Raw genomic sequence first — 12379 nt, 5'->3', positions numbered from 1 at the left:
ACATGAAGTTTACATGAGGTATGCTTCATCCTTATCAAGAAAAACCACCCCTGCCCCGCAAGGACGGGAGAGAGATGGTTGGAGAGATCATGATAACATTAATGGTAAAGTTTTAACTCGGCGATGGACCACCACCACTCGGGAGTGTCCGCGGTCAAGGCAATTTTGATGTATCGCGCCGTTTGTCTGGAGAACGTATGTGAGATGACAGGTCCTGTTCCCAGTGCTTCCGTAACCCCTTCCCAACGTTCGCCATCATCAGAAGTGAAAAGCTGGAAGCTGCGAGCATAATCGTTGCTGCTGCTGCCTGAGTCCATTGTCAAGCGGCTGAAGCTCTGCTTGCTTCCCAGATCAATCTGGACCCATTGACTGGCATGTTGACCAGATGAAGAGGTCCAGCGTGAATTCAGATCGTCGTCGAGCATCGCCGCAACATCTTCAGAGGTGGAGGCAGTCGCTGTCCATGATGTTCGATCCAGTTCAGCAGGTAGCAGATGATCCTGTTCCTCGGATATCCAAGGTGTCTGATCAGCGGTATAGACCTCTAATTCAGCCACGGACCACCAATGAGAATCGGTACCCGTCTGTACGACCTTAATATAACGTGCCTCATGCAGTGTAAAAGCGATAGAAAGTAGCGCATCTGATCCTTCACCCGAAGCCAAGGCTTTTCCCCAATGCTCTCCATCCAGAGAAGTATATATTTCATAACCGCGAGCAAAGTCTTCCCGGCTGTGCGCGCTGTCCAGCACAATCCGATTCACTGGCTGCGAGGCTCCCAGATCAAGCTGAATCCATTCGCCGCCTGTTTGAGTCTGACCGGAGGTCCAGCGTGTTTGGTCCGAGCCGTCGAGTATAGCCGATGCATCGTCTCCGGAGGAAGCTGTCACGGACCAGCCATCTGGCAGCAGCCTCTTTTGTTTGCCCGTTCCATTATGATGAACAAACAACTCGGAGATCGTCCACCATTGATCGGAATCCCCGATCTGCACCATTTTCACATAACGTGCTTGCTGTTCAGGGAAAGTGATGGACATGCGTCCAGGCGTGCCTTCGCCGCCCGCAATGGATGTGCCCCAGTGTTCACCGTCATCCGAGACATAAATCCGATACTGTCTCGGATAGTCTTCTTTCGCATGGCCCGGGTCCAATTCTATGGCATCGAAAAAACTCTTTTGGCCGAGGTCAATGGTAATCCATTGTCCTTTGGTTTGCTTCCTACCGTTTGTCCATAGTGTATCTGAACTTCCGTCCAGCATATTGGCTGTAACATCTGCTCCTTGAGTAGAGGAGGCGGTTACGATCCATGAAGAGCGATCTGGAGGCGGTACGGGCTGTGGGAGCTCTGGTGTTGCTTCAAGTTTGCCAAATCGGGCAAGCTTTAGTTCAGAGATCGACCACCAGCTGTCTGCAGAGGAAGTCAATACAATTTTGACATAACGGGCGGTTTGCATGCCCAAATCAACGGACAGACTTGGAGATGTTCCTGCTCCCTCTGCGATAGGCTCGCTCCAGTTCTCGTTATCTTTGGATACGTAGATTTCGTACCCGTGAGCATAATCACCGCCGTTGTTGCCGGAGTTCATGAATACCGTATCCATAGTCTGTTCGCTACCCAGATCGATATGCAGCCAATCGCCGGGCTTCTGAATCTGTCCGGATGACCAGCGTGTAGTCAGATCACCGTCCACCATGTGCTCTACCGGCTCCGAACTGGAGGATGCCGTAATGGTCCATTGGCTCCGATCGAGATAGACTACACCCTGAGAGGCATCCGGCTGTTTAACGACGGAATGTTCCAGCGGGTTAACCTTTACTTGCGCTTTGGCATACACGGTAGCCGAACCCAAAGCGCCATGGGCATTGTAGAAATGAACGGTTTTGACAGTGTCGGACGGATTCCAGATTTGAGCTGTATAGACGCCGTCTTTTTCATACACGGTTGCTGCCGGATCATCTGCCCATATATCCATCGTGCGTGTTCCCGTAGAAGCCATGCTGTGCATGAACCAGTACGCGTTAAAACCTTCATTTTGCTGCATCTCGCTCGTATTCCATTTGGCTAGAGCACCTTGCGGGTCTCCAATGGACTGGAATGGCCAGATAATATGCTGCCATGTGCGCTCCTGCTGACCACCCAGGTCCTTAATGAGACCATTGTAGAGAGCCTTAGTATTCTGCGGATCACGTCCATAATAGGTCATCCATTCCGCTGGCGGCAGCCAGTGAATACCGTAAATATGCTCCGCCTCATTAGAGAAGTACGTTCCATACAGGTAGGCGCTGCCGTACACATGACCTATCGTAGCGTGTTGGTAATCCTCCAGCCAGTTATCCCCGTCATAGTTAAACCAGTATTGCTCGGCAGCTTTCTCTTCAGTCATGAAGCCCCAGATCCCGGTGTCGCGATAGGCTTTGTTGCCTGTCACCTCACCCCACATATATTGGCCGACCCAACTAAAGAGCGCTTCTCCTGCGGCCTCCTGGTTATTCCCGCTGCGATTATCGGCGTAACCACCTGCCCAGGAGTGACCAGCGTACGGATCAAAATTGCGAAGCCATGGAAACTGATCATCTGTCCGTGAAGGATTGGCATAGTCCCGAATCAGAAGCTCAACCATGTCGCCGTAATCTTGCAAGAATGTTTTGTCATATGTGGCCAGTACAGCCGATGCAAAAACGTAATAACCGTAGGTGAAATGATGATCTGTCAATCCGGTATTAACACCGAATCCACTACCGTAAGGGAAGATGGTTCCCCATTCATCCGAATAATAAAAATAATACGAGTGCAAAGGTTCGTCCGGCGAATAGGTATACCAATCTGTCAAAATGGTTCGAAGCAGGGACAGATAGTTGTCTCGTCGTACCGTATCTCCTATCTGGTCGCTGATGAGTACACCCAGTGCAAGTGGATGAAGCTTTTTCCCTTGCCAGTAAGGATCCTCGCTCATCAGATTGCCTGCGGTATCCGCGTCAAGCTGATCCAGATAGCTGATTAATTGTGCACGCGAGTAGGTTGGATCATCTGGCTCCACAAATTGCGGAATAATGCCATAGAATCGATCCTGTGTCGTAAACGTATTGCCTTCACTTACTTTCATCATGCCGCGAATGGAAGGGTAAGCAAGCTCCGTTACCGGAGTAGTCGCTAGTTTCCATTGGTGCGGCAACAAGGCCATCAGTGTCTCGGAGGAAAAGCCTGCCCGCTTCGTCCGGGTTACCGAGTTGAAGGTAGTCGTTACAAGTGAAGTGCTCTCATTATAATTGTAGTCCACTGTTGTATCGGTTACAAAGGCGTAGGCATGCCGGTAATAATAAGACAGTTCTGCCGCGGACGGCAGGGTAGCCAGGGACAGATAGTCTTCGCTCTGGCCCAGCTTGATTTTGAGCGTATTGCCAAGTTTCATAAATACGGTTCCTTCAGGTGCAAAGATCCCGTAGTTTCTTGTAAAGGTCTGAGGCGTGGGCGCTCTGTCCTGATTGGTTACTTCAACACCGATATGATCGGCCGTCAGCGATTCTCCATCATTCAGAACAATTTCACGGTTCTGATCATCGAAGAGACGTGTGATGTTGGGAGAACGAACAATAATGGTGTCCGGGTTATCGAAGGTGTTGTACAGGAAAGGGGAACCTTTCACAAACGTGGTATTCATTTTGGCTGTGTCATCATCGCTCATGATGATCGTTGCGGAATAATCCCCATATCCCGCCACCTTGGTATTTACCTCCGCCGGGTTCATATTGCTGGTGCTCATGATCAGATCCGGTTCACCGTCAGCGTCCATAGAACCACCATCAGCCGAAACGTAACCAGCTCCGGGATTCAGAAGTTGAAGTCCTTGTTTGGTATATCTGCTTTTAAGCGGAAGTGTGACCAGACTGTTGCCATCCCCCAGATCGGATACAAGAATAGACTGCCACCAGTCATTGGAAGGGAGGGGCGCTGTGATGTCAGCCGTGCGATTTTTCGGGTTTTTCGGCTGCAGCATGGTGATGTCATTTACAGCGTAACTGCCGGAACCCACCTTTACCGAGGACGGTTCAGGGATATTCGGAATTGTATGCACAGGTTTGGCATCGCCTTCGATATACTCGTAGACGTCGAATGCGTACAGGGAGTATCCGTTGGTTGTTCCTCTGCCAAGTCCGGCTAATTTCACATACCGTGCTTCGGCGTATACCGGAATCTCATCCCGTCCACCGTCGCTGTGCAGTTCCCGGTATAATGTAGTCCACTGGTCTGCATCATTTGATACTTGAATATCGTATGCACGTCCAAAAGCGTTTTCCCATTGTAGGGATACGTTCCCGATTTCCCGGACTAGTCCAAGGTCTACAACAATCCATTCCTGATCCATGTAGATGGAAGACCAGCGTGTATCCGGACGGCCATCCGTTACATTCCGGGCTTCGTAATTCCCTTTTTCCATTTTGGCTTTATCCTCGGCTGAACGGCTGGGCTCATCAATTTCTTCCGAAGATGCTGTAACCGGTTGTCCTAGTGCAAGGTTCATTGCTAATGGTTTGGGAGGTGGATTTGCTCCGCCCGTCCCATATACATTGAATTCGTATACAGAGACGCCATAGGCTGGCTGTGCTCTTTGATGACTGAACAAGCGCACATATCGAGCCTCCGCTGTGACCTCAATTTCTGTCAGGCCGCCTTGCCCCTTCGTTGTTGAGTAAACAGACTGCCAGTTGACCTCGTCGTTGGATACTTCCAGATCAAAGGCGGAAGCATACGCATTTTCCCACTGGATGGAGATGCCCGAGATGGAGGCCACCGTGCCTAAGTCAACATAGATCCACTGCGGATCTTGCTGCCATATGCTTTCCCAGCGGCTGTTTTTGTTGCCGTCAACCACAAGATCTGCCGTATTGCCGCCCAGAGATGAGGAACTGTACACAGGCCGGTTCAGGGATAACAGATGATGTTCCTCATCTGCGGCGTTCACTTTTGAGACCGGCCACAGCGGGATGCTGCTAATCAACAACAGAACAGATAACAGCAAGTTCATGTAGATGTTGTGTGTTTTTCCTCTTTGACTCGTTCGTACCTTCATATGACTACTCCTTTGTTAGCCCTTGCCATCTCACCAGACAGAGCTTCTCTTATTCTCTTACTCGCTACCGTATGTATCATTTTGTTTCCCGTGTTGCTTTTGTGAGATGTGAATCCAATGCTCAACACGGGATATTCAGGTGCCCCATTTTGTATATCGATCATTTTGTCTGGAATATAAAGGTTTTTTAATCGTTTTCGTGGAAAAAGAGACATATGTCCTACATAATGTATGGGGAATGTGCAACTGTGAAATCAAGATTTGGAATCGTTGTTCTCCAACAATACGATATCTTCGCCCCGTTGTTGCCTGTGAGCAATATTGTCCCTCCCCCAAGCACACATGACATCCACGATGGTGTTGGCGGTAACGCCATATTCTGTAAGTCCATATTCTACTTTGGGAGGCATCTGTTGGTAGACATGTCTGGTGACAAGGCCGTCCCGCTCCAGCTCGCGCAATTGTTGAATCAGTACTTTTTGCGAAATGCCCGGGATGCTGCGCCCTAATTCGCCCGTTCTCTTTACTCCGGACATCAATTGACAGATGATCAGCGCCTTCCACTTGCCACCTATAATTTCGAGCGTCGCTTCAATGCCCAGATTGTATTGTTTCATCCTGATTCACCTCAGTTTAAGTTTTACGTGTTATATAGGGTGTAACTATTTATTTTCTCACGGTTCTGACACTGAAGTCCATACACACTTTGAGGTAACCATCTTACTTCATTGTGTGTATTTTCTTTTGACTGGATGTGGTCGATAATGGTCCATATTCAATAAAGAAACCAGCACCCTGGATGGGAAGAAAGGAACTTATGATGAAAACACTTGTTATTCTGGCACATCCCGATATCGAAAGTTCAAGAGTCAATCGTCGCTGGAAGGAGGAGTTGTTGCAGCATACAGATGATATTGTTCTTCACGAATTATATTTGGCCTATCCCGATTGGAAGATTGATGTTTGCCGAGAACAAGAGTTGCTGGAGACGCATGATCATATGATGTTGCAGTTCCCGTTATATTGGTACAGTTACCCACCGCTGCTAAAGAAATGGTTTGATGACGTGTTTACCCATGGATGGGCGTACGGATCGAAAGGTAATCGATTGAAGGGAAAGCGGATGGGTCTGGCCATGTCCATAGGGGATAAGCAGGAGAATTATGCGAAAGATGGTTCCATCGGTTACAGCGTAGAGGAACTTGTTGCACCCTTCGTAGCAAGCATGAATCATGTAGGGGTTCAGGCGCTGCCGTATTATGCAGTCTATGGTGCCTCGTTCCAGGCTACGGATGAAGAGATTAACCGAAGTGCTGAAGAATACATGCGTTATATAAAGCAGTTCCGGGATTTTTGAAGTTAAAAGGTGAAGCTCTTCATAGAAAATGTACTGAAAAGGACCTGGCTCACACATGGTGGAGTCCCAGGTCCTGATCAATAAACGAAAAATTAATAACCGAATAAAACTACATTTATTCTACGCGGAAATAATCGAAATCTGCATATCCTCCGGTAGACTTCGTTGCATAATTGAATAGTGCAAACCGATATCCCATAAAGTGTGGCAGGGTGTAAGACATTTGAAGTGTATTGCCAATGGTTGTCCAGTTGCTGCCGTTCAGGCTATAAGCAAAGTAGGCTTTGTCGGTTTGGTTCGTAAAATCACAGATGACGCGTAGATAGATTCTGTTCTGGTTGAATGGCACAGTTGCTACTTCAGTCATGGTGCCGGAACTGGCATTAGCCATAACGATGGATTTAGTGCTGCCCGTCATTTTTACGCCGACAAAACCATATTTGGCCTGAAAAGCAGCGAGTCCAGCATAATCACCATCCTTCATGCCGGCTGTATCCAAAGCGGTCATCCCTGTGCTTTTTGGACCAAAGGTTCGTTGTGACAGCGTGTTGCGGGCTTCTAACAGGTTTTTGCTGATTTTGCCCGCGGTTAACCGCATGAAACCGGGCCGCTGGAGCAGGGACCAGTTGGCAGCATCAGGGTTATGATTCCACTGCCAGAAAGTAGCGAGACTGGATGTACCGGAAGATGAATTGCTCGTCAGGGAGACGTCATCTACATAAAACGCCATCAAATCATTAGTCGGGTCCGGATTCGAGTTATACGGTGTTTCCACAAAAATGAAGCTTTGGGACAGGTCTGCATTCGACGGAACGGTATACGTACCTTGAATGGTACCCCACTGTCCGCGGGTTAACGTCGCACTGCCCATAATGGTAATTCCGGTATAACTTGCACCGTTCTGGATGCTAAGATTGAACGTTTTGGTTGCAGGACCAGTAGTGTATTTGATCTTTGCCGAAAAAGAGTATGTTCCTCCCGGTACTAGCTTCCCTGTAACCATCTGTTTGGCTCCGCCTGCTGTCTGCTGTCTGCCGCTGACGAGCAGACTTTTTGTACCGCTGAACGCTTCGGCATTCGTTAAGTTGATGGTTGTCGTATTGTTGCTGGTCCACGGCTGAATGTTACTTTCCTCAAAGCCGCCGTTCACTAACAGTTGCGTTACTGAAGGTGTGCCTGATGTGGTTGCGTTGAACTCATCGGACCCGTAGATTTTGGCAGCAGGCTGACCTTCAACGGGCATATTCATGTTAAGGGGAACCTTGCCGTTCACCCCAAACACAGGCCAGTTATCAGACCACGTCACAGGAACGAGATAGGGGATGCGTCCAATGGCCCCGCTATCACGAAACAGCAAACCGTACCAAGCGCCGGATGCGGTATCCACGATGCCTCCTTGGGCGATTCCCGAGTCTCTGAGTACAACTTTACCTGTGTATGGACCTGTCAATGTGTTTGCACGATAGGCAAGCTGAATGCGACCATCACCCGAAGGCCAGGCAATCAGGAATACATAGTACATACCATTGATCTTCTGAATGTGTGCTCCTTCTGCCTTTACAATCATGTTGGAGCCGGCTACACTGCTTGCGTTTGGAATCAGGACCTGATTGAGCCCGCCGGATTTAACGGCTTTGGCATCAGGTGTCAGCTCAACGATACTGATGTTATCACTGCCATGAACAAGAAAGGTTCGATTCCCGTCAAACAAAAGGGAGGGGTCATGGTAATAACTGTTCAATGTGTAAGGTGTCCATGGCCCTGTTTCAATACTGCTGGTTTGGTAAATATACGTCTTGCCCGTGGAAAGCGAGCCAAAGGCCACATAATATATACCGTTGTTGTACCGCAAGCTGCTCGCCCAGGAACCATGCCCATACTCGTTTTGTCCATTGTTCAGATTCTGTATATCCCCGTTTCCAAGCGTATCGTATACATAGTTTACGATGCTCCAGTTGACCAGGTCGTAAGACTTCATGACCGGGACTCCCGGATTCATATGCATCGTTGTGCTTGTCATATAAAATGCATTGCCCACCCGAATGACGTCACTGTCAGGAACATCCGCGTAAATAACCGGATTGCTGAACGTTGCGGCTGAAGCTGCCGGACTTGTCAAAGGGAATGATGTTATAAGCAAAGGAAGAGCGAGTAGAAGAGTACTGATTTTTTTCCACATATTCTATCCTCCCAATTGATCATGTCCTATGAATTAAAGCGAGTACTCCAGATAATCAATGTAAGCATCCCAAGTGCCATTATCCGTTGTTACGACCAGTTTGATTTCCTGATTGCCTGTACCGTGAGTGATGCCGGTGAGGGTTTGAACGGTCGGCTCCGTTCCCGTGAAGTAGAAAGAACCGGCGGTTACACCCCCGATGACCAGATCAACACGGGCTGTACTATTATTGTTGGAAGCGCCGCGGACAGAGAATTGATGGGTTGGGAATGCAAAATATTGATTGTATGCTGCATAATCATTGTTCCCGTAAAGAGCGACTCCATTAAAAGGGGAACTGATCACACCAGCGTATTGGCCGCCAAGCGTCATATTCTCGGCTTCGTAACGGGTAACGTTTGGATTGGGATTTGGATTAGGATTTGGGTTACCGCCCGAACCGGATGTGAACTGCCAGTAGTCCAGTTTGAACAGATTTCCATTGCCCGAGCCTGTAAACACCAGATACAAACGATGTACCCCTGTAGCGTTGGTAACATTGGTCTCCATCTCGCGCCAAGTTTGCGAACCACCGGTTGAGCTTACGTTAAGTGTTCCAACTAGTGGGCCTGTCGGACTGTCCAGTCGAACCTCGATGTTGCCATTTCCGGTAGAAGCGACATTGGCCTTGAACTTGGAGGCTCCAGCTGAGCCAAAATCAACATTGCCGACCGCGATCCAATCCCCGTTATGAATATTAGTGACATTCTGATTGGCTACAGGTCCACCGCTCGCTTGACTCGGTTCAGTGTTAATTCCTGCTTGCCAGCCAATGGTTTCGGCTTCCACGCGGACATACGGGTTGAGGTTAGTGGTCTGAGGTACACCTGTCATATTCCCCTGAACTTCCTGGATTGTTCCATCCGCATTATGTGTCAGTTTGTTGATATGTGTGGAACGGTACCCTTTACCATCACCGAGGAATGCCTTGCTTACCGTTTGCGCATGGTACGCCACATACCATTCGTTGTTGAATTGGAACACGGCATGGTGGTTATTGCCGCCTACACCGAAGAACGTGCCGGGATTTTTCAGAAAGTGTCCTTTATACGTGAAAGGCCCCATCGGGCTGTCGCTGACCATGTATCCGATCTCACCTTTTGGATATGCAGTGGGGTGTGTTCCCGCGAAGTTGATGCAGTAGGAGTAATAATATTTGCCGTTATACTTGTGGATGCCAGAATCTTCGAACATATAAGGAGAATCAATAGTCACAGCACTGCCCACCACACTGGTCATGTCGGCACCGAGACGAATGACCCGAGCTGTTTTGGGATTGGCAATGGAAGCAGCATTGGTATCGTTCGGGATGCCGCCTCCAGCATACAAGTAAGCAGAGCCATCATCATCGACAAGTACAGCCGGATCAAAGAGCCATGTTACGCCGGACATACCCGGTGTACCGTGAGTCAGGAGGGCACGACCAATTGGATCGGACCACGGTCCAATGGGGGAATCAGCCGTGAGTACGCCAATACCTCCACCCGAGTTGGCAAAGTACAGGAAAAACTTTTCTTTGCCAGCAATGGTTTTCTTCGCCATGGCAGGAGCCCAGGACTGAGTAGCCCATTTGGCAATTCCTTGTCCATTATTGGCATTATTCGCACCCGCTACCGGGATGGAACCATGGTCTGTCCAGTTCACCATGTCAGCTGAGGAGATGACGTTAATTTTCCCAATCGTGCTGTACTGGTTCTCTCGGACAGAGCCGTCACTGTTGTACAGATATGCATCACCTGTCATGTAGACATAGACCCGATTGTTATGGACGAGCACATAAGGATCGGCTCCCAGTTTATGATCGATGAGGGGGTTAGAGTTTCCAGGAAGTTTGGCAACGGCTGCATTGGCTGCATGGCTTGATTCCATGGGCAGGGTGACAAAGATTAACAGACACGACAACAACAAAACTAGCGGTTTACGAATCATACGTTTCGCCTCCATGAGATTGGATTAGTTGGTGAGCTAAAATTCAGGATAGCTGAGATGATGAAATGCCGAAAAAACGAAAAGATTTTCCTCATGTCACCCCCTTCTTGAAATAATGGTTAGGTTGGCTGTTAGGATAAGTCTTCATGTTGTCATGTATGGTTTAAGCCAGACAACCTGTGCACCGGGTACGTGGTCACGGCAGCAAGGGGAGTGGCTATAACCCGAAGTAAGCCTGCATCTGTGGGTGCGATTAGAAAAACTATAATCTGTCAGGTTTCTTTTTGTAATCGCTTTCAATAAAATGGGCTAGAACACTGAAATTTGGCGAAGAAAGAGGTTTGGCCACATTTAAATGTAATTATATTTCATATTTTCATTTAAATGTTTATTAACTTGACGATATCATATCACAATTTTAAGATAATACAATCTTTTTCTATTTTTTAGTAGAGGATGAAGAAAATGATTATTCTATGTGTTTAACATTGGGCTTGATGGTAAAATACGATCTCATATTCTATAAAACTACACTTTCAAGCATAGCTTTACCCGGCCAACAATTAGATACGAGAAAAAGACGTCTTAAGCTGTGACCGTTTCCCTGGAATCTACCAGAGGAACGGTTATTTTCGTTTTTTTCTGGAATCGATCCTGGTTATATAACAAAATCTACTCTTACTTGCTGACCAACTTTGACATTGCATTACATATTCCAGTTTTTGTATAGCTAAAGCCCTGAGCGTAGAAGGTTGTTAAGTGATAATGGTGGGGTGCCCCCTGTGTTTTGTCCACACCGTTGATTGAGTGTTTGAATATTACTATCGAGTGAGCTTATGCCAAATACTGCTAGAGTCAGAGGTTCATAAAGGTGGGATGGGAAAAATGGCTATTTTGTCAACTGGGCCGATTGAAAACAATCCGGTTTCCGGGGTTAGACCGACCCAACAGGTAACGATTAGATTGGTAAGTCGGGCTGAGGTGGACTCTGTAACAGTATCCATTCAGGGGTATGTGCTAAGCACAACAAGAACGCTGTATGTGAGTGAAGTAATCAGTATTGCTCCTAATGAAGCAGTGACCAGAACTTATTTTGCAGATTTAGCTGCTTTTGAGTTTGTTTTTGGAACAGACGTGGAAGGTGTGGAGGAAGTAGGGATTTCAGTGTGGGGCAAACAAGCCTCTGGGCAATTGGTAGATGCACACCGGGTGGTGGAGCACGAAAAAACAGTTAATGACATCTAGGAGATCAGAAATCCCCAAAAGAGGAGATGTAGCGATGAGCTTTTTATCAACAGGGCCAATAGAAAATAATGCTGTTAGCGGTGTAAGGCCGACTCAGACAGTTACAGTCAAAATTGATAACCGTAGTGATGTGAGTACCTCAACCATACAAATACAAGGGTATTACATGAGTGGTGGAATGAGGGTTCTGTATGTCAGTGAGTCTTTTGACATCGCACCTAATCAAATAGTAACCAACAACTATTTTGCCAATTTAGATGCCTTCGAGTTTACTTTTACAACAACAGCGACGGTTAATGATCCTGTGCAAGTATCCGTATGGGGTAAGAGCAGCACAGGCGCATTGGTAACAGCCCATCGTTTGGTTTCTTCCGAATTGCTGGGTGAAACCCCAAGCATCAACGGAGCTACAGGCGCAACTGGGGCTACGGGGGCGACAGGCACACCAGGGACAGCTGGAGTGACAGGTGCAACAGGAGCACAAGGCACAGCAGGTACAACGGGAGTAACCGGAGCAACAGGCACAGCAGGTACAACGGGAGTAACCGGAGCAACAGGCAC

6 protein-coding genes and 1 pseudogene are annotated in these 12379 nt (G+C 48.0%); 3 read left to right on the top strand and 4 right to left on the bottom strand.

The window, feature by feature from the left end; all coding sequences use genetic code 11:
• Window positions 1–98: 98 nt before the first annotated feature.
• Both C161_RS05600 and C161_RS05595 read right to left on the bottom strand, forming a co-directional pair.
• Complete coding sequence (locus tag C161_RS05600; protein WP_051449598.1) at window positions 99–5069, bottom strand: discoidin domain-containing protein; 4971 nt, start codon at window positions 5067–5069, stop codon at window positions 99–101.
• 254 nt (window positions 5070–5323) lie between these two features.
• Window positions 5324–5686 (bottom strand): winged helix-turn-helix transcriptional regulator, encoded by a 363-nt coding sequence (locus tag C161_RS05595; RefSeq protein WP_036668626.1) that lies wholly within the window; start codon window positions 5684–5686, stop codon window positions 5324–5326.
• 203 nt (window positions 5687–5889) lie between these two features.
• On the opposite strand from C161_RS05595, the gene C161_RS05590 reads away from it, so the two are divergent.
• A complete protein-coding gene (locus tag C161_RS05590; protein WP_036668718.1) occupies window positions 5890–6426 on the top strand; it encodes an NAD(P)H-dependent oxidoreductase in 537 nt (178 codons plus the stop codon).
• A gap of 115 nt (window positions 6427–6541) precedes the next feature.
• Here C161_RS05590 and C161_RS05585 read toward each other — a convergent pair whose 3' ends face one another.
• Both C161_RS05585 and C161_RS05580 read right to left on the bottom strand, forming a co-directional pair.
• Entirely contained in the window at window positions 6542–8605 is a 2064-nt protein-coding gene (locus C161_RS05585; protein ID WP_036668625.1) for a family 43 glycosylhydrolase, read from the bottom strand.
• Between the two features lie 33 nt (window positions 8606–8638).
• Window positions 8639–10573, bottom strand: coding sequence for a carbohydrate-binding protein (locus C161_RS05580; RefSeq protein WP_036668624.1), 1935 nt, complete (start codon window positions 10571–10573; stop codon window positions 8639–8641).
• An 885-nt stretch (window positions 10574–11458) separates the two neighbouring features.
• On the opposite strand from C161_RS05580, the gene C161_RS05575 reads away from it, so the two are divergent.
• The gene (locus C161_RS05575) at window positions 11459–11818 is read left to right on the top strand and encodes a hypothetical protein (protein ID WP_036617491.1); all 360 of its coding nucleotides are present in this window, start codon (window positions 11459–11461) and stop codon (window positions 11816–11818) included.
• A gap of 34 nt (window positions 11819–11852) precedes the next feature.
• Window positions 11853–12379 (top strand): annotated as a pseudogene (locus C161_RS32920) (YVTN family beta-propeller repeat-containing protein); the annotation flags it as partial.

This window comes from Paenibacillus sp. FSL R5-192, assembly GCF_000517845.1.
GTDB lineage: Bacteria > Bacillota > Bacilli > Paenibacillales > Paenibacillaceae > Paenibacillus > Paenibacillus amylolyticus.
This window is presented reverse-complemented; position numbering and strand designations above follow the sequence as displayed.

What these genes read in the sequence shown, in the direction of transcription:
- C161_RS05600 (WP_051449598.1), bottom strand. Translation starts at nt 5,069, where the DNA reads ATGAAGGTACGAACGAGTCAAAGAGGAAAAACACACAACATCTACATG.
- C161_RS05595 (WP_036668626.1), bottom strand. Translation starts at nt 5,686, where the DNA reads ATGAAACAATACAATCTGGGCATTGAAGCGACGCTCGAAATTATAGGT.
- C161_RS05590 (WP_036668718.1), top strand. Translation starts at nt 5,890, where the DNA reads ATGAAAACACTTGTTATTCTGGCACATCCCGATATCGAAAGTTCAAGA.
- C161_RS05585 (WP_036668625.1), bottom strand. Translation starts at nt 8,605, where the DNA reads ATGTGGAAAAAAATCAGTACTCTTCTACTCGCTCTTCCTTTGCTTATA.
- C161_RS05580 (WP_036668624.1), bottom strand. Translation starts at nt 10,573, where the DNA reads ATGATTCGTAAACCGCTAGTTTTGTTGTTGTCGTGTCTGTTAATCTTT.
- C161_RS05575 (WP_036617491.1), top strand. Translation starts at nt 11,459, where the DNA reads ATGGCTATTTTGTCAACTGGGCCGATTGAAAACAATCCGGTTTCCGGG.